This is a genomic window from Pseudomonas sp. LJDD11, assembly GCF_024584215.1.
In the GTDB taxonomy this organism is placed as follows: Bacteria; Pseudomonadota; Gammaproteobacteria; order Pseudomonadales; family Pseudomonadaceae; genus Aquipseudomonas.
Genome location: NZ_JANJFL010000010.1, coordinates 96,127 through 121,151 on the forward strand (window position 1 = coordinate 96,127; position 25,025 = coordinate 121,151).

The 25,025-nt window shown below is 61.6% G+C and carries 23 protein-coding genes; 9 read left to right on the forward strand and 14 right to left on the reverse strand.

Annotation, left to right across the window (positions count from 1 at the left end; all coding sequences use genetic code 11):
* Positions 1–51: 51 nt before the first annotated feature.
* From arfA to leuS, 4 genes are all read right to left on the reverse strand, one after another.
* Entirely contained in the window at positions 52–207 is a 156-nt protein-coding gene (gene arfA / locus NRB16_RS13820) for an alternative ribosome rescue factor ArfA (RefSeq protein ID WP_253114943.1), read from the reverse strand.
* A gap of 309 nt (positions 208–516) precedes the next feature.
* Positions 517–1,554 carry a DNA polymerase III subunit delta gene (gene holA / locus NRB16_RS13825; protein ID WP_253142493.1) on the reverse strand — a complete coding sequence of 346 codons (1,038 nt, stop codon included), beginning with the start codon at positions 1,552–1,554 and terminating at the stop codon, positions 517–519.
* A gap of 40 nt (positions 1,555–1,594) precedes the next feature.
* Positions 1,595–2,200, reverse strand: coding sequence for an LPS assembly lipoprotein LptE (gene lptE, locus NRB16_RS13830; RefSeq protein WP_045487370.1), 606 nt, complete (start codon positions 2,198–2,200; stop codon positions 1,595–1,597).
* Positions 2,201–2,286: 86 nt separating this feature from the next.
* Complete coding sequence (leuS, locus tag NRB16_RS13835; protein WP_257106340.1) at positions 2,287–4,893, reverse strand: leucine--tRNA ligase; 2,607 nt, start codon at positions 4,891–4,893, stop codon at positions 2,287–2,289.
* Positions 4,894–5,204: 311 nt separating this feature from the next.
* On the opposite strand from leuS, the gene NRB16_RS13840 reads away from it, so the two are divergent.
* Together NRB16_RS13840 and NRB16_RS13845 are read left to right on the forward strand one after the other, a co-directional pair.
* Positions 5,205–5,573: a hypothetical protein gene (locus tag NRB16_RS13840; RefSeq protein ID WP_253142492.1), complete on the forward strand. Its 369-nt coding sequence runs from the start codon at positions 5,205–5,207 to the stop codon at positions 5,571–5,573.
* An 84-nt stretch (positions 5,574–5,657) separates the two neighbouring features.
* Positions 5,658–6,419, forward strand: coding sequence for a YdcF family protein (locus NRB16_RS13845; RefSeq protein ID WP_253142491.1), 762 nt, complete (start codon positions 5,658–5,660; stop codon positions 6,417–6,419).
* Between the two features lie 10 nt (positions 6,420–6,429).
* On the opposite strand, the gene lnt is transcribed toward NRB16_RS13845, so the two are convergent.
* From lnt to miaB, 5 genes are all read right to left on the reverse strand, one after another.
* On the reverse strand, positions 6,430–7,944 hold the full coding sequence (gene lnt, locus NRB16_RS13850; RefSeq protein ID WP_257106341.1) for an apolipoprotein N-acyltransferase: 1,515 nt from the start codon (positions 7,942–7,944) through the stop codon (positions 6,430–6,432).
* Between the two features lie 23 nt (positions 7,945–7,967).
* Positions 7,968–8,810 (reverse strand): HlyC/CorC family transporter, encoded by an 843-nt coding sequence (locus NRB16_RS13855; RefSeq protein ID WP_045487388.1) that lies wholly within the window; start codon positions 8,808–8,810, stop codon positions 7,968–7,970.
* 5 nt (positions 8,811–8,815) lie between these two features.
* On the reverse strand, positions 8,816–9,316 hold the full coding sequence (gene ybeY, locus NRB16_RS13860) for an rRNA maturation RNase YbeY (protein WP_045487392.1): 501 nt from the start codon (positions 9,314–9,316) through the stop codon (positions 8,816–8,818).
* Complete coding sequence (locus tag NRB16_RS13865) at positions 9,309–10,319, reverse strand: PhoH family protein (RefSeq protein WP_253142166.1); 1,011 nt, start codon at positions 10,317–10,319, stop codon at positions 9,309–9,311. The genes ybeY and NRB16_RS13865 overlap by 8 nt, the downstream gene beginning before the upstream one ends.
* Positions 10,320–10,606: 287 nt before the next feature.
* A complete protein-coding gene (gene miaB, locus NRB16_RS13870) occupies positions 10,607–11,935 on the reverse strand; it encodes a tRNA (N6-isopentenyl adenosine(37)-C2)-methylthiotransferase MiaB (protein ID WP_045487398.1) in 1,329 nt (442 codons plus the stop codon).
* A 130-nt stretch (positions 11,936–12,065) separates the two neighbouring features.
* Here miaB and NRB16_RS13875 point away from each other — a divergent pair, with 130 nt between their 5' ends.
* Positions 12,066–12,392 carry a DUF1820 family protein gene (locus tag NRB16_RS13875; protein WP_045487401.1) on the forward strand — a complete coding sequence of 109 codons (327 nt, stop codon included), beginning with the start codon at positions 12,066–12,068 and terminating at the stop codon, positions 12,390–12,392.
* Between the two features lie 3 nt (positions 12,393–12,395).
* On the opposite strand, the gene NRB16_RS13880 is transcribed toward NRB16_RS13875, so the two are convergent.
* Entirely contained in the window at positions 12,396–12,947 is a 552-nt protein-coding gene (locus tag NRB16_RS13880; protein ID WP_257106342.1) for a tetratricopeptide repeat protein, read from the reverse strand.
* 215 nt (positions 12,948–13,162) lie between these two features.
* On the reverse strand, positions 13,163–14,446 hold the full coding sequence (gene hemL, locus NRB16_RS13885) for a glutamate-1-semialdehyde 2,1-aminomutase (protein ID WP_045487405.1): 1,284 nt from the start codon (positions 14,444–14,446) through the stop codon (positions 13,163–13,165).
* Positions 14,447–14,594: 148 nt separating this feature from the next.
* Between hemL and NRB16_RS13890 the strand changes: the two genes are divergently transcribed.
* Together NRB16_RS13890 and NRB16_RS13895 are read left to right on the forward strand one after the other, a co-directional pair.
* Entirely contained in the window at positions 14,595–16,040 is a 1,446-nt protein-coding gene (locus NRB16_RS13890; RefSeq protein ID WP_257106343.1) for a DNA-3-methyladenine glycosylase 2 family protein, read from the forward strand.
* Positions 16,037–16,534, forward strand: a complete 498-nt coding sequence (locus NRB16_RS13895) for a methylated-DNA--[protein]-cysteine S-methyltransferase (RefSeq protein WP_257106344.1) — start codon at positions 16,037–16,039, stop codon at positions 16,532–16,534. Before NRB16_RS13890 ends, NRB16_RS13895 begins: the two co-directional genes overlap by 4 nt.
* A 168-nt stretch (positions 16,535–16,702) precedes the next feature.
* Here the strand turns inward: NRB16_RS13895 and thiE are convergent, their stop codons facing one another.
* On the reverse strand, positions 16,703–17,341 hold the full coding sequence (gene thiE, locus NRB16_RS13900) for a thiamine phosphate synthase (RefSeq protein ID WP_257106345.1): 639 nt from the start codon (positions 17,339–17,341) through the stop codon (positions 16,703–16,705).
* The gene (locus NRB16_RS13905) at positions 17,338–18,138 is read right to left on the reverse strand and encodes a hydroxymethylpyrimidine/phosphomethylpyrimidine kinase (protein ID WP_257106373.1); all 801 of its coding nucleotides are present in this window, start codon (positions 18,136–18,138) and stop codon (positions 17,338–17,340) included. Before NRB16_RS13905 ends, thiE begins: the two co-directional genes overlap by 4 nt.
* 303 nt (positions 18,139–18,441) lie before the next feature.
* Here NRB16_RS13905 and NRB16_RS13910 point away from each other — a divergent pair, with 303 nt between their 5' ends.
* From NRB16_RS13910 to NRB16_RS13925, 4 genes are all read left to right on the forward strand, one after another.
* On the forward strand, positions 18,442–20,466 hold the full coding sequence (locus NRB16_RS13910; RefSeq protein ID WP_052483396.1) for a 7TM diverse intracellular signaling domain-containing protein: 2,025 nt from the start codon (positions 18,442–18,444) through the stop codon (positions 20,464–20,466).
* A 48-nt stretch (positions 20,467–20,514) separates the two neighbouring features.
* Entirely contained in the window at positions 20,515–22,164 is a 1,650-nt protein-coding gene (locus tag NRB16_RS13915; protein ID WP_045487415.1) for an acyl-CoA dehydrogenase family protein, read from the forward strand.
* Positions 22,165–22,182: 18 nt separating this feature from the next.
* On the forward strand, positions 22,183–23,679 hold the full coding sequence (gene amn, locus NRB16_RS13920) for an AMP nucleosidase (protein ID WP_162484334.1): 1,497 nt from the start codon (positions 22,183–22,185) through the stop codon (positions 23,677–23,679).
* 93 nt (positions 23,680–23,772) lie between these two features.
* Positions 23,773–24,423 (forward strand): pseudouridine synthase, encoded by a 651-nt coding sequence (locus NRB16_RS13925; protein WP_253142172.1) that lies wholly within the window; start codon positions 23,773–23,775, stop codon positions 24,421–24,423.
* Positions 24,424–24,461: 38 nt separating this feature from the next.
* On the opposite strand, the gene NRB16_RS13930 is transcribed toward NRB16_RS13925, so the two are convergent.
* Positions 24,462–24,941: an Lrp/AsnC family transcriptional regulator gene (locus NRB16_RS13930; RefSeq protein ID WP_045487421.1), complete on the reverse strand. Its 480-nt coding sequence runs from the start codon at positions 24,939–24,941 to the stop codon at positions 24,462–24,464.
* Positions 24,942–25,025: the final 84 nt, after the last annotated feature.

Genomic DNA, 25,025 nt, shown 5'->3' on the forward strand with positions numbered 1-25,025 from the left:
GACCTTAACATGCCCGCAACGTTGCAGGGGCTTGGAAAGTAACGGCATTTATCAAGCCGCCATAAAGCAGGAAGCCTCCCAGTTTTTTGACTGGAAGGCTTCGCGCTGGTAACTGCCTTTGCCCTTGGCCGGGCGTTCCTGACGACAACGGAACAGTGGCTGGGCGACGATGGACTTGGCTTTGTTGGGCCGTTTTTTCTGGCTCATGGCAGGATTCCCCGATGGGTTGAACGGGGCGCATCATCAGGCTTGTGGGCGGCGTTGTCCAATAGCTCTGCACTATCATGCAGACCGCCACTGCAAGAGCGGCTTTGGCCGCAATAGTGTTCAGTTAAGTGCTTTATGCCCCGGTGGGCGCGAGCTTGGTCTGGGCGACATACCGACGAAGAAGCCAGTGAAAACACGACATCTGCTGTGACTTTGCCGGCCCCTTCACGAGCGAGCTCGTTCCCGCAAAGGCATGCAGCGCTTATCTGAACAGTTCGTGATGCGAGGCTTTCGCGGCTCAAGCCGCTGCTACTCGGCAGGCAGCGCCAGGCGCTGGCCTGCCATCAACAGTGCCAGGCGGCCCAGGCTGCTCCAGGCCGAGCCTGGTGCCTGGCCCTTGATCTGCTCATCAATGCGCTGGGCTTCGAGCAACAGCTGGTTCCAGCGCTTGCTGGACAGCCGTTGCAGGGCTTTGCTCATCAACGGCTTGCGTTTGTCCCAGACCGGCGGGCGCGCCGAGCTGAACACTTTGTCCAGCGGCATGCCCTGGTTGTATTGCATGGCCATGGTCGCCAGCGAGCGCAGCTCGCGGGTCAGGGCCCAAAGCACGACCGGCGTCTCTACGCCCTCGCCGCGCAACCCTTCAAGAATGCGCAGTGCATGCGCGGCTTCGCCATTGAGCACCGCGTCGGTCAGGCCGAATACATCGAACCGCGCGCTGTCAGCCACCGCAGCCTGCACGGTGTCCACCGTGATCTGGCCGGCTTCGGCCATCAGCTTGAGCTTTTCGATTTCCTGAGCGGCAGCCAACAGGTTGCCTTCGACCCGTGCGGCAATCAGTTCCACCGCGTCCTGGGTGGCCGCCAGCCCGGCCTGGGACAGACGTTGGCGGATCCACTGTGGCAACTGGCCGGCGTCCACCGGCCAGATCTGGACGAACTGGCAGTGTTGGCCGTCGATCAGTGCCTTGCCCCACTTGGTTTTCTGCGCGCTCCCGTCAAGCTTGGGCAGGCTGATCAGCAGCAGCGTATCTTCAGCCGGGCGCGAGCAATACTCGATCAGCGCCGCAGCGCCCTTGTCACCGGGCTTGCCCGAGGGCAGGCGCAGTTCCAGCAGACGCCGTTCAGCGAACAGCGACAGGCTGGCGCCGGCCTGGAGCAGGGTGCCCCAGTCAAAGTTGCTGTCGGCGCTGAACACCTGACGTTCGTCGAAGCCTTGCAGGCGCGCTGCTGCGCGAATGGCGTCAGCAGCTTCCTGGCAAAGCAGGGGGTCATCGCCACTGATCACATAGACCGGTGCGAGAGTCCCTTGCAGGTGTTTGCCGAGTTGGGCGGGGGCGAGCTTCATGGTCAGGCAGCTTCGGGGCCAGCGTACTGGCCCCTGAGGCTTAGCGGCCGGGGATTTCGATAGGTGACTGCTGAGGTGTTTCGTCACGCAGGCGCTGGGCCTCCTGACGCGCTTGTTCCTCGGCACGGGCCACTTCATCAGCCTGGGCTTGCAATTGGTCCAGACGCTGCGGAGTCAACTGTTGCAGACGGGCCAGCATGCGCTGTACCAGATCGTGACGCATTTCCTGACGGATCTGCGCGGCTTCCTGGTCGGAGCCGGTCAGGTTGTTGCCGTCGTGAACATAAATGCGATCGACAGAGATCTTGTCAGCCAGCAGGAAGCGATCCTGGATACCGCGGATTTCGTAGTTGAGGGTCGAGGTCAGCTGGTTCTCGGCAGAACGGCCAGAGCCGGAGTAACTGGCGGTACGCTGGGTCTCGGCTTCGTTGACCAGGACCAGTTTGTACGGTGCGCCGGTGTAGACTTTGACGCCGCCAGCGGTGAGCAGGCGATTGAGCTGGGTGACGGTCTCGCCGTAAGCATTGCGGGCGCTTACGTCCAGCTCGGTGATGCTCAACTGGTTGGTGCCGGTACCACGCAACTGGAAGCCACAGGCACTCAATACCACGGCCATGCCGATCACCAGCAGATTGCGTTTGATCATCTTGATACTCCCCTTGAACCCGTATGGGCACGCTGTGCGTACCCTGGAAATTGGCGGGCGCCCGGACCGGCCGGGCGCCTGGCTCATCAGCTTGCGACGATATTGACCAGTTTTCCTGGCACGACGATGACCTTGCGGATGGTCAGGCCGTCGAGGAAGCGCAGCACGTTTTCGTTGACGCGGGCGGCGGCTTCGACTTCTTCGCGGCTGGCACTGGCCGACACTTCGATATGGCCGCGCAGCTTGCCGTTGACCTGAACCACCACTTGCAGGCTGTCCTGCACCAGAGCACTTTCATCCAGTACCGGCCAGGCTGCATCGATGACGGCGCCGGCATGACCGAGCTGTTGCCACACCACGTGGCTGATGTGCGGGGTGATCGGCGCGAGCAGCAGGGCTACGGTTTCCAGCCCCTCTTGCAGCAAGGCGCGGTCCTGTTGGCTGGCTTGCGAGGCTTTCTCCAGCACGTTCATCAAGGTCATTACCTGGGCAATGGCGGTGTTGAACTTGTGGAACTGACCGACATCAGTGCTGGCCTGCTTGATGGCCGCATGGATGGAGCGGCGTACCGCTTTCTGTGCGTCGTCCAGTGCGGTGCTGTCCAGCTTGCCTGGCAGGCCCTGGCTGACGTGGGCATGGGCCAGGCGCCAGACGCGACGCAGGAAGCGGCTTGCGCCCTCGACACCGGAGTCGGACCATTCCAGGCTCTGGTCAGGTGGCGAGGCGAACATCATGAACAGGCGGCAGGTGTCGGCACCGTAGGCGTCGATCATCGCCTGAGGATCCACGCCGTTGTTCTTGGACTTGGACATCTTCTCGGTGCCGCCAATTTCCACCGGCAAGCCATCGGTCTTCAGGCGTGCGCCAATGATCTTGGCTTTGGCGTCGCGCTCGACTTCGACGTCGGCCGGGTTGAACCAGTCCTTGCCGCCGTTGCTGGCGGTGCGGTAGTAGGTTTCGGCGACCACCATGCCCTGGGTCAGCAGGTTCTTGAACGGCTCGTTGGACGTGACCAGGCCTTCGTCGCGCATCAGCTTGTGGAAGAAGCGCGCATACAGCAAGTGCAGGATCGCGTGTTCGATACCGCCAATGTACTGATCGACCGGCAGCCAGTGGTTGGCCGCTTTCGGATCGACCATGCCGCCTTCGTAGTTGGGCGAGGCATAGCGGGCGAAATACCACGACGACTCGACGAAGGTGTCCATGGTGTCGGTTTCGCGCTTGGCTGCAGTGCCGCATTTCGGGCAGCTGCACTCATAAAACTCAGGCATGCGCGCCAGTGGCGAACCGGCGCCGTCGGGCACCACGTCTTCGGGCAGTTTTACCGGCAGTTGATCTTCGGGCACCGGTACGTCGCCGCAGGACGGGCAGTGGATGATCGGGATCGGGCAGCCCCAGTAGCGCTGGCGGCTGATGCCCCAGTCGCGCAGGCGGAACTGGGTCCGGGATTTGCCCAGTTGCTTGCTGATCAGTGCCACTTCGATGGCGTCGAAGGCACCCTGGAAGTCCAGGCCGTCGAACTCACCGGAATTGATCAACTGGCCATGCTCGCCATAAGCGGCCTGCCAATCGCTACCGACCTCGTCGCCAGCGCTGGTGCGCACCACGGCCTTGATCGGCAGGTTGTACTTGCGGGCAAATTCGAAGTCGCGCTCGTCGTGGGCCGGTACGGCCATGACTGCGCCGTCGCCGTAGTGCATCAGCACGTAGTTGGCGACCCACACCGGCAGTTTCTCGCCGGTCAGCGGATGCTCGACGAACAGGGCAGTGGGCATGCCCTTCTTCTCTTGGGTGGCAACGTCGGCTTCGGCGACGCTGCCGCTCTTGCATTCTTCGATGAACGCCTGCAGCGCCGGGTCGTTGACGGCGGCCTGGGTGGCCAGCGGGTGCTCGGCGGCCACCGCCACGTAGGTGGCGCCCATCAGCGTGTCGGCACGGGTGGTGAAGACTTTCAGCGCGCCGGCGTGGCCGATGCTCGCCTGGTCATAGGGGAATTGCACTTCCATGCCGCGGGATTTGCCGATCCAGTTGCGCTGCATGGTTTTGACCTGCTCAGGCCAGCCCGGCAGTTCGTCGAGGCTTTCGAGCAGTTCGTCTGCGTAGTCGGTGATGCGGAAGTAGTACATCGGGATTTCGCGCTTTTCGATCAGCGCGCCCGAACGCCAGCCACGGCCGTCGATGACCTGCTCGTTGGCCAGTACGGTCTGGTCCACCGGGTCCCAGTTGACGGTGCCGTTCTTGCGATAAATCACGCCTTTTTCGAACAGGCGGGTGAACAGCCACTGCTCCCAGCGATAGTAGTCGGGCTTGCAGGTGGTCACTTCGCGGGACCAGTCGATTGCCAGGCCCAGGCTGTTGAGCTGGGACTTCATGTAGGCAATGTTTTCGTAGGTCCATTTGGCCGGCGCGACGTTGTTCTTCATCGCGGCGTTTTCTGCCGGCATGCCAAAAGCGTCCCAACCCATCGGTTGCAGGACGTTCTTGCCCTGCATGCGATGGTAACGGGCAATCACGTCACCGATGGTGTAGTTGCGCACATGACCCATGTGCAGCTTGCCGCTGGGGTAAGGAAACATCGACAGGCAGTAGAAAGTCTCCTTGCCTGGCTGTTCACTGACTGCAAAAGACTTTTGCTCATCCCAGAAGGATTGGGCGGCGGCTTCGATTTCGCGGGGCTGATAGAGTTCGTGCATGGCTGCTTTTAACTAAGGAGTGGTGACCCTTGGCCTCTTCATCGCTTCGCCGAGTCGTTCGGCACCCGGCACGAGGGCTGGGCGCTGCGTTCCGGCTCAGGAGAGCGCAAGTGGAGTGACAGGAAACGCCGTAGCATACATGAGCGCTGTCTATCGAGGGAAACCCTGATTGCGCTGGCGAGCGGCAAAAAAACCGCCCAGCGTCGCATTCGCTGGCCAGTTCCTGCCGTTTGTCGCAGTTTCCCGCCTGTTTCAATAGCAGCGCTAAGCTCAACAACGAGGGTATGTCCTATCTTCAAAGAGGTGAGCGGATGACAGAGTTGCAGCACACAGTAGTCACTTCTGAGCTGTATGAACGTTTGATCAATCGACTCGGACTTGCGCTGGAAACGGCCAGCACAGCAGTCCGGCTTCGCAATGAGTTACCCGATGAGCTTGAACTTGATGGGTTGAGCGATGCTGAATTCGAGTGGATCGAGGCCTACCTTGAAAAAGGCGTGAAGGCGGCAAACGGGGCTGTTAAGGGTAAGTCTGAGGGCAGCTTCAATGATGCACCGGAGCGATCCGTGCCAGTCAGGGTGTCGCAGGATTTGGCCAGAGTCATCTGGCTCGAAGACAAGAGGCGGACCAACACCGTGGCCAGATCGGGCCGTTATTCACAGAATTTCTTCAAGTTCTGATCATCGCGGGCTGCGGGCCCGTTCAGCAGGCATTGTTGCCTGGCACCAATCAATCTAGGCTTCGGGCATCGATGGAGATGCCCGATGCCTTTGCGTTATCTGTTCAAAACCCTGCTGTTACCTCCGGGTGTTCTGTTGCTTCTGCTTGTGCTGGGCTGGTGGTTGCGTGGTTCGCGACCGCGCCTGGCCTTGCTGTGCTGGGTGACGGGGCTGGGCGGCCTATGGTTGATGAGCCTGCCGGTGGCGGTCGAGCAGGCTGCCCGGCAACTGGAGCGGGTGCCGCCACTGGCGCTTGAGCAGTGGTCGACACTCGCCGACCAGGCCGATGCGATCGTGGTGCTGGGCAATGGCCGTGAGCGTAACGCGCCGGCCTGGGGTGAAGATGTGCCCACCGACATGGGCCTGCAACGCTTGCAAATGGCCGCACGCCTGGCCAAAGCCAGCGGGCTGCCACTGCTGGTCAGCGGAGGTCTGCACTACGGCCAGCCGCCCAGTGAGGCGCGGATCATGAGTGATGTATTGAGCCGGGATTTCGGCGTCAGTGTGCGCTGGCTTGAAGAGCGCAGCCGCACCACTTGGGAAAACGCGACCATGACCGCGCAGCAACTGGCGCCGTCGGGATTGACCCGCGTGGTGCTGGTCACCCAGGCCTGGCACATGCCCCGCGCACGCTGGAGTTTCGAGCAGGCTGGCTTTACGGTGATCGGCGCGCCGGTGGGTTTTCTGGGCGTGGACAATGCCCGACCTTTCGGCGGCTGGTTACCGGAAAGCCGTGCCTTTGGCCAGAGCGCCCTGCTGCTTAACGAAGCAGCAGGAGCACTGGTGTATCCGTGGGTGTATCCGTAACCCGCGGCGGTTATGCTGTTTTGCGGCGGGTGATGAACGCCCAGCCCAGCAGCACGGCGCAGACAATCCCCAGTGGCCAGGAGCGCCAGCGCAGGTACGGGGTCAGGTGATGCATCGGCACCACCTCGCCATACAGCACGCCACGTTCGAACTGCGCAATTTGCCGGGTGATGCGGCCATACGGGTCGATCAGGGCGGTGACCCCGTTGTTGGTGGCGCGGATCATCCAGCGGCCTGCTTCAAGGGCGCGCATCTGCGCCATTTGCAGGTGCTGCAGAGGGCCTATCGAGGTGCCGAACCAAGTGTCGTTACTCACGGTCAGCAGCAGGTCGCTGCGGGCGGCCAGGCTGGCCGCGAACTCCGGATAGACCACTTCGTAACAGATATACGGCGCGATCTGGTAACCCTTGGCCTGCAACAACGCCTGGTCATTTGGCCCGCGGGCAAAGTCCGACATCGGCAGGTTGAAAAACTCGATCAGGCCGCGCAGCAGATCCTGCAGCGGTACGTACTCGCCGAAGGGCACCAGTTTCTGCTTGAAGTAAGTGCCGTCACCCTCGCCGGTGACGGTGATCGCGTTGTAATAGCGGTACTCGCCGCGGCCGCTGAGTTCGCGCACCGGCACGCCGGTAATCAGCGCCGAACGTCGCTCGCCGGCGAAGTTGCCCATCATGGTCAGGTAACCTTCGGCCATTTCCTTGAGCACCGGCACTGCGGTTTCCGGCCAGACAATCAGGTCGACCGGTTGCGAGCGAAAGGTCATGTCGCGGTACAGCGCCAGTTGCGCGTTAAGGTGCGCCGGGTCCCACTTGAGCATCTGTTCGACGTTGCCTTGCAGCGCCGCGACGGTCAGGGGGTTGCCGGAGGGCGAAGTCCAGGCGTGATCCTTCAGGGCCAGGCCTGCCGCCCAGGGACCGAGCAGCAGCACGACTGCCGCCGCGAGCAATGAGGGCTGGTTGCGCAGACGCGGCAGGTTGCACAGCAGCGCAACGCTCAAGGCGAGAGCAAAGGACACCAGCCAGACGCCGCCGACCGGTGCCAGTCCGGCCAATGGACCCTCAAGCTGGCTATAGCCCGAGTACAGCCACGGGAAACCGGTCAGGAACCAGCCGCGGAAAGTTTCTTGCAAAACCCACAGTGCCGCGAACGCCAGCGCATCGGCCAGCGGCCGCTCGCTGCGTCGCAGCCAGCGTGCCCAAAGCCAGGCTGGCAGGGCGAAGAACAGGGCGATCAGTGCGATGAACAGCAGCATCAACAGGCCTGCCAGCAGCGCTGAGGCGCCACCGTAGGTGTTGATGCTGACGTAGATCCAGCTGGTCCCCGCGCCAAACAGGCCGAAGCCGAAACACCAGCCCCGCACCAGTGCCTGACGCGGACTCACATCGCGCAGGCCAAGGTAGAACAGTGCAATGGCAACCATGGCCAGCGGCCAGATGTCGAACGGCGCCAATGCCAGGGTGGTGAGGCCACCGGCCGCCACGGCCAGCAGGTTACCGGGCCAGCCGGGGCGGGTGATCCAGCGCATCAGGTTTCCTTAATAGAGACGGCTCATACTCTTGAAACAGGGCTCAGGCGCAGCAGGTGAATGCGGCGGCTGTCGGCATTGAGAATGCGGAAACGGTAGGCGCCGATCTCGGTGGTCTCGTTGCGCTTGGGCAGATGGCCGAAAGCATTCATGACCAGGCCGCCGACGGTATCGAACTCGTCGTCGGAAAACTCGCTGTCGAAGAACTCGTTGAAGCTCTCGATAGGGGTCAGGGCCTTGACCAGGAAGTCACCACTGGGCAATGGCTTGATGTAGCTGTCTTCCTCGACGTCGTGCTCGTCTTCGATGTCGCCGACGATCTGTTCCAGCACGTCTTCGATGGTCACCAGGCCCGCCACGCCGCCGTATTCGTCAATGACGATGGCCATGTGGTTGTGATTGGCGCGAAACTCACGCAGCAGCACGTTGAGGCGCTTGGACTCGGGCACGAACGTGGCCGGGCGCAGCAGGTTCTTGATGTCGTCGGGGTTGCTGTCCTGCTTGAGGATCAGGGGCAGCAGGTCCTTGGCCAGCAGCACGCCAAGCACGTCATCGTGGCTCTCGCCAATGACCGGGTAACGCGAGTGCGCGGCGTCGATGACGGCCGGCAGAAATTCATGCGGGCTTTGCGTCGCCTTGATACTGATCATCTGCGAACGCGGAACCATGATGTCGCGCACCTGCAGGTCTGCGACCTGGATGGCGCCTTCGACAATGGCCAGTGCCTCGCTGTCGAGCAGTTTGTTCTGGTGTGCTTCGCGCAGCAGCTCAAGCAGCTCCTGGCGGTTTTTGGGCTCGTGGGCAAAAGCCTGGGTCAATTTGCCCAGCCATGACTTTTGCCCGTTGCTCGATCGATCTTCGCTCATGGCCCTTACTCGTGGTCCTTGCGTGGTGTGTCTGAATGTTGGGGTTCGTCGCTCTCGTCGTCCGCGTAGGGATCCGGGTAGCCCAGCTCCTCAAGCAACGTTCGTTCCAGCGCTTCCATTTCTTCGGCTTCCTCATCGTCGATGTGGTCGTAGCCGAGCAGGTGCAGGCAACCATGGATAACCATGTGCGCCCAGTGCGCATCAACGCTCTTGCCTTGCTCCTGCGCTTCGCGATTGACCACTGCCACGCAGATGACCAGATCGCCAAGCAGCGGAATATCCAGCAACTCGTCAGGAACGTCGGCCGGGAACGACAGAACGTTGGTGGCGTAATCCTTTTGCCGCCAGATGTGATTGAGCTCGCGGCCTTCGGTTTCATCCACCAGCCGGATGGTCATTTCCGAGTCGGCCTTGCGCTGGCGCAAGCCCATTTCACACCACAGGCGAAACTGGGCTTGAGTCGGTGCCGCATCCTTGCTGGCGATTTGCAGGTCCAGCTCAAGCATCGCGGTCGCCGCCCCGCTGGTTCGTGGCCGGGTCGGCGTGCTGCGTTTCGAAGCGCTCGTAGGCCTCGACGATGCGTTGCACCAGCGGATGACGCACGACATCTTTGGGCTTGAAGTGGGTGAAACTGATACCCGGCACATCCTTGAGCACCTCGATGACGTGCGCCAGGCCCGATTTTGTGCCGCGTGGCAGGTCGACCTGGGTGATGTCACCGGTGATCACGGCGGTGGAGCCGAAGCCAATACGGGTCAGGAACATTTTCATCTGCTCGACGGTGGTGTTCTGACTCTCGTCGAGAATGATGAAGCTGTTATTAAGGGTGCGACCACGCATGTAGGCCAGCGGAGCAATTTCGATGACCTGCTTTTCGATCAGCTTGGCTACGTATTCGAAGCCGAGCATCTCGTAAAGCGCATCGTAGAGCGGACGCAGGTAGGGGTCGATCTTCTGCGCCAGGTCACCGGGCAGAAAACCCAGCTTCTCGCCCGCTTCGACCGCCGGACGCACCAGCAGGATGCGGCGGATCTGCTCGCGCTCCAGCGCATCGACGGCGCAAGCCACCGCCAGGTAGGTCTTGCCGGTACCGGCCGGACCGATGCCGAAGTTGATGTCGTTGCCGAGAATCGATTTGACGTAGCGCTGCTGGTTGAAACCCCGCGGCCGGATCATGCCTTTCTTGGTGCGCAGCGCGACACTGGGGTCAGCGGCGGGACCGGCATTCATGGCCTCGATGCCCGACTCCTGGAGGAACAGATGCACCATGTCCGGGGTCAGGTCAGAGCCTTTGGTCTCCCGGTACAGCAAGCGCAGCAGGTTTTCCGCAGAAGACGTGCGTTGGGCGTCGCCGATCAGCTCGAACTGATTGCCCCGGTTACGGATCTCGATATCCAGGCGCTGTTCGATCAGGCGCAGATGCTCGTCGAATTGTCCGCACAGGTTGGCGAAACGATGGGCCTCGAAAGGTTCGAGGATGAAACGATGAGGTTCTATGGGTGCGTTCAAGGTCTTTTTTAGCCGCCCGACGGCTGTTGAATTGAACTGAAGAATAACCCCAGTGTTCGCTGTGGGAAAGCTCTGACTTGTAATTGGTTGGGAGCGAGCGGGGTGATCCGCCCAAGCCGAGGTCGCCCCTACAGGGTAATGCCGATCAGTCAAGGACAACACGGTCCTGTGGGAGGCAGCTTTGCTGGCGACTGCTCTGGTGAGGCCCGCGCAAATGCACCGGCTTTACTGGCCCTGTCGCGAGCAAAGCTCCCTCCCACGGGGGCTAGCCAAGCCCGATAGTTGCCTTACTGCAACAACGACCCACGCAACGAGTGCGGCTGCGCATCATCAATATGCACATCGACAAAATGCCCGATCAACCGCGGGTTATCACACGTAAAGTTGACGATGCGATTGTTCTCGGTACGCCCCTGCAACTGCCCAGGATCCTTCCTGGAGTAATCGGTCACCAGAATCCGCTGGGTGCTGCCGACCATTTGTCGGCTGATCTCAAAGCCCTGCTGATTCAGACGGTGCTGCAAGGCATTAAGCCGCTGCTTCTTCACCTCTTCCGGGGTTTCGTCCTTCAGGTCTGCGGCCGGCGTACCAGGGCGCGGGCTGTAGATGAACGAGAACGAGAAATCGAAGCCTACATCCTGAACCAGCTTCATGGTGTTCTCGAAGTCTTTCTCGGTTTCGCCAGGAAAACCAATGATGAAGTCCGAACTGATGCAAATGTCTGGCACCGCCGCCTTGAGCTTGCGCAACCGCGACTTGTACTCCAGCACAGTATGGTTGCGCTTCATCGCCGCCAGAACCCGGTCAGAGCCTGACTGCACCGGCAGGTGCAGGTGTTTGACCAGCTCCGGCACCTCGGCGTGGGCCTGGATCAGGCTGTCGGAGAACTCCAGCGGGTGCGAAGTGGTGTAGCGAATCCGGTCGATGCCGTCGATCGCTGCGACCACACGAATCAGGTCGGCCAGATCGGCCACGCTGCCGTCCGGGTTGGTGCTGCGATAACCGTTGACGTTCTGGCCCAGCAAGGTGACTTCGCGCACACCGTTCTCGGCCAGGTGAATGACTTCACCAATCACGTCATCGAACGGTCGGCTGACTTCCTCGCCACGGGTATAGGGCACTACACAGAACGTACAGTACTTGCTGCAGCCTTCCATGACCGACACATAAGCGGTCGGGCCATCGACCCGCGGCTCGGGCAAATGGTCGAACTTTTCGATTTCCGGGAACGAAACGTCAACCTGCGGTTCACGGCTGACCCGTGCGGCGTCGATCATTTCCGGCAGGCGGTGCAGGGTCTGTGGACCAAACACCACGTCGACATAAGGGGCCCGGTCGCGGATGGCCGCGCCTTCCTGGCTGGCGACACAGCCGCCGACAGCAATGACCATTTCCGGGTTGGCCAGCTTCAGTTCGCGCCAGCGGCCCAACTGGGAATACACCCGATCCTGGGCGCGTTCGCGGATCGAGCAGGTATTGAGCAGAATCACGTCGGCATCTTCGGCGCGTGCGGTGACTTCCAGGGCTTGATGCTCGCCCAGCAGGTCGACCATGCGCGAGCTGTCGTACTCGTTCATCTGGCAACCGTGGGTTTCGATATAAAGCTTCTTGGCCATGCTCAAATAATCTGCTGATTCAAAGAACCGCGCATTATAGGGATGAACTGTGCGGTCTTCTAGCGTTGCCGGTCTGAGCGACGTGCTATAGTTTCGGCCTTTTTTCTGCCAAGCGATCCTTGCCGCAACCATGACCAAACGTGAATCTCCCATCTACAAAGTGATCTTCCTCAACCAGGGCCAGGTGTTCGAAATGTACGCCAAGCAGATCTATCAGAGTGATCTGTGGGGATTTCTTGAGGTGGAAGAGTTTGTCTTTGGCGAGCGAACCACCGTGGTCGTCGACCCCAGTGAAGAAAAGCTCAAGGCGCAATTCGAGGGCGTGGTGCGCAGTTTTGTGCCGATGCATTCGATCGTGCGCATCGACGAGGTCGAGCGGATGGGCACGCCGAAGATCAGTGAGGCGAAAGGCACCGGCAATGTAATGCCGTTTCCGGTACCGATGCCGGAGAAATAATGCTTAAGGCAGCGGCGAGAACGGCGTCCGCCCTTCGGCTGTCTGCAACTCCAGAAGGTACTTGCGGAAGATCTGCCCGAGTACCTGGGTGGCGGCCTCCAGCTCGCTGCGCTGCATCTTTGCCGAGACTTCGTCAGCTGCGTCAAGGGCATCTTCTGCGCCGTTGACCGCCGCCATCTTCAGAATCACGTAAGCCTGGATGTTGTTCATCGGCACGCCTTCGCCGGCCGCGAACATCGAACCCAGCCGGTATTGCGCCTGGGCATGACCCTGCAGCGACGCTTTCTCGAAGTAATCAAGTGCCTGCGCCAGATCGCGAGATGTCTGTTTGCCCTCGTAGTAGAACTCGCCCAACTCGTATTGCGCCTGTGCATCCCCGGACTGTGCGGCCTGTTTGCACGCCGTCAGGGCGTCGGGCAGGTTTTCCGGCAGTGTATTGAGGGTGCAACGACCCATCGCTGGAATCAGCAGCGAGTTGCCACCTGCGGCGTGGGCCAGCAGGGGAAAGATAAGCAACAGGCAGCCCAATGCAAGGGTGCGGCCGGTGCGGTTCATGGGAGTCGACTTACCTCTGGATAAGGTGCGGGCGAAAAAGGTGCGGGCTGGGCCCGTACAGCGAAAGGTGCTGGCGCGCATTATGAAATAAGCTGAGGCAACCTTACAAAGTGTTTACGGTTTTTCTGCTGCACGGCTTTTAAAACGCTTGTTTTTAGAGGGTAAAGCACTAAGCCGGTGCCAGCCCTGATGAGTGATCAGGGCTGGCCGATGGATTATTTCAGCGCTGCAAAGGCCTTTTCAGCCGCATCCAGGGTCAGTTGCAGCTCGGCTTCGCCGTGGGCGATGGAGGTGAAACCGGCCTCGAAGGCACTTGGCGCCAGGTACACGCCGCCGTCGAGCATCAGGTGGAAGAAGCGCTTGAAGCGCTCGGCATCGCTGCTCATCACGTCCTGAAAGGTCACGATGTCTTTCAGTTCAGTGAAGTACAAGCCGAACATGCCACCGGCCTGAGTGGTGGTGAAGGCAATACCGGCGGCATCGGCACGCGCCTGCAGACCGGCGAGCAGACGGCCGGTGAAGGCTTCAAGTTCGTCATGAAAGCCCGGGCGGCTGATCAGGCGCAGGGTGGTCAGGCCGGCGGCCATCGCCAGCGGGTTGCCCGACAGGGTACCGGCCTGATAGACCGGGCCCAGCGGTGCGATGTGCGACATGATTTCGCGCTTGCCGCCGAAGCAGCCCACCGGCATGCCGCCGCCAATGATCTTGCCGAATGTCGACAGGTCCGGAGTCACCTCGTAGTAAGCCTGCGCGCCGCCCAGGGCGACCCGGAAGCCGGTCATCACTTCGTCGAAGATCAGCACCACGCCGTGCTCATCGCACAGGTCACGCAGGCCCTGCAGGTAGCCTGGCGCTGGCGGTACGCAGTTCATGTTGCCGGCCACCGGCTCGACGATGATGCATGCCACTTCCTGACCCACTTCGGCCAGCATCTGGCGGGCAGCCGACAGGTCGTTGAATGGCAGGGTCAGGGTGTGTTTGGCGAACGCCGCCGGTACGCCGGGGGAGCTTGGCACGCCGAGGGTCAGCGCGCCGGAGCCGGCCTTGACCAGCAGGCTGTCGGAGTGACCGTGATAGCAGCCCTCGAACTTGATGATGCTGTCGCGGCCGGTGTAGCCGCGAGCCAGGCGAATGGCGCTCATGGTCGCCTCGGTGCCCGAGCTGACCATGCGCACCATTTCCATGGACGGTACCAGGCTGCACACCAGGTCGGCCATTTCGGTTTCCATGGCAGTTGGCGCGCCATAGGACAGGCCGTGCTCCAACTGGCTGCGCACTGCATCGAGCACCTCCGGATGGCTGTGACCAAGAATCATCGGCCCCCAGGAACCCACGTAATCGACATAGCGTTTGTCGTCTTCGTCCGTTACATAGGCGCCCGCAGCATGTTTGAAGAACAGCGGCGTGCCGCCCACGCTCTTGAACGCTCGCACCGGAGAGTTGACGCCTCCGGGGATGTGTTTTTGGGCATTGGCGAACAATGTTTCGGAACGGGACATGATCGGGTCTCTGCTTTTGAAACGGAAATCGGGTTTGCGCCAGTGCTGGTGGCGCAAGAGGTGGCACTATAACAAATGCCTCGGCAGCCCGGTTGTCGATGTCCGATTTCAGCCAGACTTTCGCCCGGCACAGGGTTACAGTCGGCCCATGAACAGACTCGATCCGCAAACCTGCTATGCCGCCTTCGTGGCCCGTGACCGTCGCTTCGATGGCTGGTTTTTTATGGGCGTCTCGTCGACCGGTATCTACTGCCGGCCGGTCTGCCCGGTGCGCGCACCGCTGGCCAGCAATTGCACCTTCTATAGCAGTGCAGCGGCGGCTGAGCAGGCCGGTTATCGGCCATGCCTGCGCTGTCGTCCCGAACTGGCCCCAGGGCACGCGGCACTGGATGTTTCCGGACATCTGGCGCAGGCCGCGGCGCGCCTGATCGAGCAAGGCTACCTCAATGGTCGCAGCCTGGAGGATCTGGCGCAGCGGGTCGGGGTGACGGCCCGGCATCTGCGGCGGATCTTCGAGGCCGAATTCGGTGTGGGGCTGGTCGGCTATGCCCAGACCCAGAAGCTGCTGACCGCCAAGCGGCTGCTGACTGACACTGGCCTGCCCATGGCCGAGGTGGCCCTGGCTTCGGGGTTTGGCAGTGTGCGGCGCTTCAATGATGTGTTTCTGGCGCGCTACGGCCTTAACCCATCGCGGCTGCGCAAGACGCGCCAGGCATCACTGACCCAGGGCCTGCGTTTCGAACTGGCCTACCGGCCGCCTTTCGCCTGGCAAGGGGTGCTGGCTTTTCTGGCGCAGCGCTGCATTGCCGGGGTCGAGTGTGTCGAGCCAGAGCGTTATAGCCGACTGATCGAGGTCGAGCAGGGCGGCACACGCCTGGCAGGCTGGATCAATGTCAGTCATGTCGGTAAGCGGCATGCCCTGCAAGTCGAGGTCTCCAGCTCATTACAACCGGCCATCGTTCAGGTGTTGGGGCTGGTTCGTCGGGTGTTCGATACCGGCTGCCGACCCGATCTGGTCGATGAACACCTCGGCACGCTGGTCGATGGTTTGCCGGGCATGCGCGTGCCGGGGACGTTCGACGGTTTCGAGATTGCCGTACGTGCGGTGGTGGGCCAGCAGATTTCGGTGCTGCGAGCGCGGCAGATTCTCGGCCGAATCGCCGAACGCTATGGCACCCCGGTGGCGAATGCACCTGAAGGGTTGCGGCATGCTTTTCCGGCTGCGCATGTACTGGTCGGGCTCGAGCCTCAGGCGCTGATCGATTGTGGGCTGATCGGTATCCGTGCCGAAGCGATCATCGAGGTCGCCAGGCAAGTGACGGCAGGCGCCATTGTGCTGGAGCCACTGGTGCCATTGCAGCCGACCCTGGCCGCGTTGCGGCAGATCCGTGGGATTGGCGAGTGGACCGTGCAATACATTGCCATGCGGGCGCTGGGCTGGCCCAATGCGTTCCCGCAGGGTGATGCGGTGCTGAAAAAATACCTGGGTTGCGCCACTGCCGGGCAACTCGATGACTACGCCAGCCGTTGGGCTCCCTGGCGCGCGTATGCGGTGGTGCATCTGTGGCGGTTGAGTGAGGAGGCAAAACGATGAAACCGGGTTATCTGTTTGTCAGCCCGTTGGGCGATATCGTGCTGCGCGCCGAAGACGACGCATTGACCGGCGTGTTCTTTGTAGGTCAGAAGCACTACCCCGAACTGCTGGTGATGCCGGACGACGGCGCATTGCCGCGCATCATTGCCATGGCCCGCGAGCAATTGCAGGAGTTCTTTAGCGGTGAACGGCAGGTGTTCGAGCTGCCCCTGCGCGCTCGCGGTACGCCGTTTCAGGAACAGGTCTGGAAGGAACTGGCGCGTATCCCCTATGGCGAACTGCTGTCCTACGGGGCGATGGCAAAAAAAATGGGGCTCAGCGCCGGGCACTCGCGTGCGGTTGGCACTGCCAATGGGCGTAATCCGATTTCAATCATCGTGCCGTGTCATCGGGTGGTCGGTGCGGCCGGTGACCTGACCGGCTATGCCGGTGGCGTGGAACGCAAGCGGGCGCTGCTGAGCCTGGAAGCCGGCAGCGGCTTCAGGCTCATTTGATCAGCAGGCTGTTGAAAAACTACCTGCTGGCTGGGCGCCTACGGCGCTACGCGCGCCATTGCTGCGTTAAAAAACGGCTCAAAATGCTCATTTACTGCTCGTAAACTGCGCTTTCTCGCCTGTTTTTGCCTTGCACTGGCTGCCTCGCCTACGTTTTTTAACGGCCTGTCAGCTGCGGGCCAGCAAATCGTTGAAGGCCCTTGCGCGACGGGTGACTTGCGCTGGGCTGTCGGCGCCGAACAGACCGTTGACCACCGCCAACAGGTCGGCACCGTGCTCGATCAGTGGCGCGGCGTTGTCCAGGGTAATGCCGCCGATCACCGCAATGGGCAGGTTGATTTTGGCACGGACCTGCTCCAGCAACTGCAAGGGCACTGCCGGAGCATCAGGCTTGGTCAGCGAGTTGAAAAAGCGTCCAAAGGCCACGTAGCTGGCCCCGTCAGCTTTGGCCTGTTCGGCCAGTTCAAGGCGCCCATGACAGGTTGCACCGACGATGGCCTGGTGACCCAGCAGGGCGCGGGCGCCCGACAGCGAACCGTCGGTCTGGCCCAGGTGCGCACCCACACCCAGGCGCGCCGCCAGTTCAGCGTCATCGTTGATGATCAATTGGGTCTTGTAGCGTTCGCAGAGCTTCAGCAGCTCACTGGCTTCGCGCAGGCGGCGTGACTCGTCCTGGCTCTTGTCGCGGTACTGCAAGAGCGTGACGCCACCGTCCAGTGCGGCTTCGACATATGCCAGGAACCTGCCGGCCAGCAATTGGCCGTCGGTGATCGCGTACAGGCCGCGCAGTTTTGAAGGCCGGCTCATGAGCAGAAATCCAGCGGCAGGCGGCGCGGGACAAACTGTCCGCGACCCAGCTGGTCGGCGTCGCGCAGGGTGCGCCAGGTGTAGTCCAGGGCTGATTGGACAGCGCTGACCAGTTCCTGACCCTGGGCCAGCCGACCGGCCAGGGCACTTGCCAGGGTGCAGCCTGAACCGTGATAGCTGCCTGGCAGACGCTGGCAGGTGAAGGTATGCGATGCGCCGCTACGGCTGTACAGGCGGTTATGCACTTGTTGCTCGTCGCCATGCCCGCCGGTAATCAGCAAATGTTCACAGAACGGCAGCAGGCGTTCGGCGCACTCATCGGCTGTGCCCTCGGGCAACTCCGCAAGAATCCGCGCTTCGGGCAGGTTGGGCGTGGCGATGGTGGCGATCGGCAGCAGTCGCTCGCGCATGGCAAAGCCGACTTCATCCTTGCCCAGCCGGCCACCGCCGCCAGCGCGCAGCACCGGGTCGCAGACCAGGGGCAGGTGAGGGTGGGCGCTGAGCAGCGCAACGACGGTATCGACCATCTCGGTAGAACCGAGCATGCCCAGTTTGACGGCGGCCACCGGCGAGTCATTGAGCACGGCGTTGGCCTGGGCGAGCACCCAGTCACGATCCAGAACGCGGAAGTCGCTGACGTCTACCGTGTCTTGCACGGTCAGGGCCGTCACGGCCGGGGCAGCATGGCAGCCCTGGGCAAGCAGGGCTTCGATATCGGCCTGCAGGCCGGCGCCACCACTGGGGTCATGGCCGGACAGGCAGAGAACTACGGGGCGGGTGCTATAGATAGTGTTCATGGTGCGCGAGCTTATCATCAAACCCTCCTGGCGCTGTTGCTGGTGGTATGGAATTTTCGTGGCTGCAGGTCACCCCGCAAATGCGATTTGTGCTGAAACGGGAACACACTCTGTGACGATTAACAGCTATGCTTGGCTGTCTAGACATTTGGCATACCAACGACGCCAGGGTTTGCATCTGGTAGATGCGCGTCGGTTGCCTCACCGCTTTTATGGAATCATTCAGCCTGCTTCACGGATGAAACTACTGCAGGGCGTCGCTTCATGGACCGATGAACCGCGACGGACTACCTTGGGGCTTTCATGCGCTATTTGCTGATAATGCTGGTTGCCTGCCTGCCGTTACTGGCCGGCGCCGTCGAGTTTGACGAGAGCACCCGTAGCCTTTCTCTGGGCCGCTGGACTCAGGTGTTGGAAGATGCCAGTGGTCAGGCTGACATCAAACAGATCAGCAGTGCCGAGATGGCCTCAGCGTTTCGCCCCCTGGGTGAGCCGACGCTCAATGCCGGTTATTCCCGCTCGGCGTTCTGGATGAAAATTGACCTGTCGTACGTCCCGCGTGATGCGCAGCAGCACTCCGACTGGCTTCTGGAACTGGCCTATCCGCCGATGGACCATGTCGATGTCTATCTGATCGATGCTCAGGGCGAACAGCAGATGGCCTGGAAAACCGGCGACATGCTGCCCTTTGCCAGCCGCCAGATTCGCCAGAACAACTACCTGTTCGAACTGCCGCTCAAGCCCGGTCAGACCATGACTGCCTATGTTCGCGTGGCAAGCAATGGCTCGGTCCAGGCGCCGCTGAACCTGTGGTCCAGCCATGCCTATCTCGAAGAACAGCCCGCGCGCATCTATGTGCTCGGGCTGATCTACGGCGTGTTGCTGGGCATGCTGGTCTATAACTTGTTCATCTATGTCAGTGTGCGTGACACCAGCTATCTGTATTACATCCTGTATATCGCGTCGTTCGGGCTGTACCAGGTATCGATCAATGGCGCCGCCATCGAATACCTGTGGCCCGACAGCCCATGGTGGGCCAACGCCGCCACGCCTTTTCTGATCGGCGCCTCGGTGCTGTTCGCCAGCCAGTTCACCCGCAGCTTTCTGCAAAGCCCGTTGCTTGGCCGCTGGGTCGATAATCTGTTGTTGTGGGTGATGGGCAGTGCGGTGCTGGTGATCGCCCTTGCACTGTTTGCCGATTATGGCCTGGCGCTGCGGATGGTCACCCTGCTGGTGCTGGTCTTCACCGTGGTGGTGTTCACCACCGGGATTACCGCCTGGCTGCGAGGCGTGCGGGTGGCGCGTTACTTTTTGCTGGCCTGGTCGGCATTTTTGCTCGGTGGTCTGGTTAACGCGGTGATGTTGCTCGGTTATTTGCCCAATACCTTCCTGACCATGTACGCCAGCCAGATCGGCTCGGTGATCGAGGTCGCGCTGCTGTCACTGGCGCTGGCCGACCGGATCAACTACGCCCGCGAATTGCAGGCCCGTACCCTGCTCGAGGCGGGGCGGGACCTGGAGCGTCTGAACCAGCAACTGGCGACCAGCAACCGGCTCAAGGATGAGTTTCTGGCCACCCTGACCCATGAGTTGCGCACGCCGATGAATGGCATTATCGGTTCGCTGGACCTGATGCAGACCGTGCCGCTGGATGGCGAAGTGTCGATGTATCAGCAGACCGCCTCGGCCTCGGCTCAGGACATGATGCGTATGATCAATGGCATCCTGACCCTCACCGAGCTGCAAGCCGGGGTGCTGCATGCCGAGTGCGGGCCGTTCGAGTTACCGGTGTTGACGCATCGGTTGCATCAGCGCTTCATCGGCCCTGCGCAGGCCAAGGGGCTGCGTCTGTCGTTTGAAGTGGACCCCTTCGTACCGCGGTTGCTGCGCGGCGATGCCGAAAAGCTGTATCAGTGCATTGAGTGCCTGATGGACAACGCGATCAAGTTCACCCGCCACGGCACCGTGACCTTGCGGATGGATGGCATGCGCCGCGAAGCAGACCATTTCACCCTGCGCATTGAGGTCATCGATACCGGGATCGGCTTTAGCCGCCTGAATGATGCGGTGCTGTATCAACGATTTTTCCAGGCTGACAGCTCGATGACCCGGGAATATGGCGGCCTGGGGATTGGCCTGGCGATCTGCCGGCAGCTGATCGAGCTGCTCGGTGGCAGCCTCAGTCATCACTCCGAGCCCGGACGCGGCAGCCGGTTCTGCCTGAGCCTGCCTTTGCAGGCGCAGTCGCTGACGACCGCTGGCGCGCGTCAGGGCAAAAACGCCGACAATTCGTCCAATATGGCGCTGTTTAAGATGCGGGGTGCGTGATTCACTGGCTGTTCCTGATTCTGTTCACTGACAGAGAGGAGGCGTTTGATGAATCTTTACTCACAGGCCAGCACCCACGAAGTCACCAACCAGCCACCGCCGCTTGATGGCCTCAATCTGTACCGCTGCGACCTGGCTCTGCAAGCCTGGGTCGGGCATTTCGGCGGCGGCTGGGCGGACCGGCGGCTTGATGCTTACGGCGCACTGGCCGGCGGACCGTTGATGGAAGCCGGTTTTCTGGCCAATCAGCACCCGCCGCAGTTTCACAGCCACGACCGCTACGGCCACCGTATCGACCTGATCGAGTTCCATCCCGCCTGGCATCTGTTGATGAGAACCGCCATCGAGCATGGTATCCCGTCCTTGCCTTGGCGCGATCCGCAGCCAGGCGCCCATGTGGCGCGTGCGGCCTTGAGTTATTTGCACACCCAGGCCGAGCCGGGCAGCGGCTGCCCATTGACCATGACCTTTGCCAGCGTACCGGCCATCAGTGTGCAGCCGGAGCTGGCGCAAGCCTGGTTGCCGAAGATCCTTGCTACACAATACGACCCGCGCAATGTCGGCATGGCCCACAAGGCCGGTGTGACCATCGGCATGGCGATGACCGAGAAGCAGGGCGGGACCGATGTGCGCGCCAACACCACCCGTGCCTTTGCGCTTGGTGCAGGCGGGGCGGGCCAGGCCTATGAACTGGTCGGCCACAAGTGGTTCTGCTCGGCACCGATGTGCGATGCCTTCCTGACCCTGGCGCAGACCGATAAAGGGCTCAGTTGCTTTCTGTTGCCGCGTCATCGGCCGGACGACACCCTCAATGCCTTCCAGATCCAGCGTCTGAAAAACAAGCTGGGCAACCGCTCCAACGCGTCCTGCGAAGTGGAGTTTCGTGGCGCGCTGGCCTGGATGCTGGGTGAAGAGGGTCGGGGTGTGGCAACCATCATCGAGATGGTCGCCATGACCCGCTATGACTGCATGATCGGCTCCAGCGCGCTGATGCGTCAGGCGCTGACCCAGGCCACTCATCACTGTGCGCATCGCAAGGTCGGTGGTCAACTGCTCGGCGAGCAGCCGCTGATGCAGAATGTGCTGGCCGACCTGGCCCTGGAAAGCGAGGCTGCGCTGGCCCTCACGCTGCGCATGGGGCACGCGCTGGATCACGCCGACGACAGCCATCAGGCCCGCTTCATTCGGCTGGTTACCGCAGTTGGCAAATACTGGATCTGCAAACGGGCGCCGGCGATGATCAACGAGGCTGCCGAATGCCTGGGTGGTGCCGGCTATATCGAAGACAGCATCCTGCCGCGGCTGTACCGCGAGGCACCAGTCAATTCGATCTGGGAGGGTTCCGGTAACGTGCAGTGCCTGGATGTGCTGCGCGCTCTGTCCCGTGAGCCGGGCATCATCGACGCCTTGCTTGATGAGCTCGACGACGGCCGGGGCGATGCTGACCTGGCGCGGCATGTCCGCCAGCTCAAGGATGACCTGGCCGATGGCGAAGAGCTGGCGTACCGCGCGCGGCAACTGACCGAAGACATTGCCGTGGCCCTGCAGGCCCGGCTGTTGCTCGATGCCGGAGTCAGTGCCGTCAGCGATGCCTTTATTGCCGCTCGCCTGCGCGCACCAGCCAGGGTCTATGGCGGGCTGCCCAGAGGGGTGGACTGTGAAACTTTGCTGGCTCGTGCATCGCCGCAGGTGACATAAGCAGCCGAACCTATCAGGATGCAGTTCTGCACGTCATACAGGACCCGCACCGTGACCCAAGCTTTTGTTGTCGTTGAAACCGCCGAACAAGCCGTCGAACAGTTGGCCGCCCTGCATGAGCGTGCCACCGGCGCACTGAATCAGGCTCTCAAGCGCTATCTGAAAGACCGCATCGAGCCTGATGAGCAGCAGCGCGCGCTGTTTCGCTACCCCGAACTGCGCCTGACCTATGTCGTCCATGGTGAGGTGCCGAGCACCACCCGTGCCTACGCCAAGGTCCAGTTGCCGGGCACCTACAGTGTGACCGTGACCCAGCCGGCGGCGTTTCGCAAATACCTGCTCGAACAGCTCAAGCCGCTGATCCGCGACTTCAATGTGACGCTGGAAGTCGGCCTGAGTGACAAGACCATCCCGTACCCCTACGTGGTCGAGCAGGGTGATGAGCTGGCCGGCACCGGCGTGACCGCTGCGGCGCTGGCGCGAGTGTTCCCCAGCACCGACCTGTCGGCCACCACCGACGGTATCGCTGACGGCCTGCACGATTGGGCCAACGCCGACCCGCTACCGTTGGCGCTGTTCGACGCCGCCCGTACTGACTTTTCCCTGCGCCGGCTGGTGCATTACACCGGCAGTGACTGGCGCCATGTGCAGCCCTGGATTCTGCTGACCAACTACCACCGCTATGTCGACCAGTTCATCTTGCATGGCCTGGAAGTCCTGCGTGACGACCCACGTTTCGTGCGTCTGGTACTGCCGGGTAATGTCATCGTCGACAAGAGCATGGACGCCGAGGAGGCGCAGAGTGTGGTGGCCAGTGTGGTCTGGCATCGCTATCAGATGCCGGCTTACCATCTGGTGGCCGAAGACGGCAATGGCGTAACCCTGGTCAATATCGGCGTCGGCCCGTCCAACGCCAAGAACATCACCGACCACCTGGCAGTATTGCGTCCGCATTGCTGGCTGATGATCGGCCACTGCGGCGGCCTGCGTCAGTCGCAGACCATTGGCGATTACGTGCTGGCCCACGCTTATATGCGCCGTGACGGGATTCTCGACCGGGTGCTGCCGCCGCACATTCCGATTCCGGCGCTGGCCGAGGTGCAACTGGCCTTGCAGGAAGCTGCCGCGCAGGTGACCGGTGAGCGGGGTGAAGAACTCAAAAAACGCCTGCGCACCGGCACGGTACTGACCTACGACGACCGTAACTGGGAGCTGGCCTGGGCGCAGGAGCGACCTTTGATCAACCTGTCCCGCGCGGTGGCTGTCGACATGGAAAGCGGCACCATCGCCGCTCAGGGTTATCGCCTGCGGGTGCCCTACGGCACGCTGCTGTGCGTCTCGGACAAACCGCTGCACAGCGAGATCAAGCTGCCGGGCTCGGCCAACGCCTTCTACAACCGGGCGGTCAGCCAGCATCTGAAAATCGGCATCGCCGCGCTGGACCTGTTGCGTGCCGAGCTCAACTCGCTGCACTCGCGCAAACTGCGCAGCTTCGACGAGCCACCGTTCCGTTGAGCCGGATGCCGCCCGGCGGTTCCTGCCGGGCGGTTTTTTCAGGCGGCTCGGGTCAATCTGCTAAAGTGGCACTTTGTTTTTCTGGCCAGATTCATGTCCCGCACTCCACGCCCTCCAGCCAAACCTTCCGCCTCCCGGCGCCCTGCACAGGGCAAAAGCGGCGCGCCCCGGCGTGTCGCCAAGGCGCGCCCGGCCGAGCCGAAGCTGGTTCTGTTCAACAAACCGTTCGATGTACTGACCCAGTTCAATGACGATCAAGGCCGCGCCACGCTCAAGGACTTCATCGATATTCCAGGTGTGTACCCGGCCGGGCGTCTGGACCGTGACAGCGAAGGTCTGTTGTTGCTGACCAATGACGGCCAGCTTCAGGCGCGCATTGCTGACCCTAAGCACAAGCTGGCTAAAACCTATTGGGTACAGGTCGAAGGTGAACCCAGCGAAGCCCAGTTGCAGCAGCTGCGTGACGGGGTAACCCTCAATGACGGCCCGACCCTGCCGGCTGAGGCGCGGGCCATCGAAGAGCCTCAGCTATGGCCGCGCAATCCGCCGGTGCGGTTTCGTCAGAGTATTCCCACGCGCTGGCTGGAACTGATAATCAAAGAGGGCCGCAACCGCCAGGTGCGGCGCATGACCGCCGCAGTCGGTTTGCCGACCCTGCGGCTGGTGCGGGTCAGGATTGGACCGTGGAGCCTGGACGGGTTGGAACAGGGGCAGTTTCGCGAGCTGGAGAGCTTTGAGCTGTAGGCTTCAGGAAAACGCCAGGCCTGATCATTCGTACCGCATCAGTTGCGCAAATGGGCAAGCGGCATTTCGGTGCTGGCCAGCACCTGATTGAGGACAAAGCTGGATTTGACGCTGGTGACCCCTTCGATACGGGTCAGGTGGCCGAGCAGCAGCTTCTGGTAATGATCCATGTCTGGCACCACCACTTTGAGTTGGTAATCGGCGTCCATCCCGGTCACCAGGCTGCATTCCAGAACCTGAGGCAGGTTGCGGATATGCTGTTCGAAGTTCTCGAATCGCTCCGGGGTATGCCGGTCCATGCCGATCAGCACATAGGCGGTCAGGCTCAGACCAAGCTTCTTGCGGTCCAGCAACGCGACCTGGCGCACGATATAGCCGTCGTCTTCGAGCTGTTTGACCCGGCGCGAACAAGGCGAGGGCGACAGGCCGATGCGTTCGGCCAACTCCTGGTTGGAGATGCGCGCATCGCGCTGCAGTTCAGCCAAAATGCTCAGGTCATATCTATCGAGCTTGCTCACGATGTTTACCTTTACGAGTTCAATTGCGCATAATTATTTTCTATAAGTGAAAAATTGCGCAAGTAATGATTTATTGAGCAATAT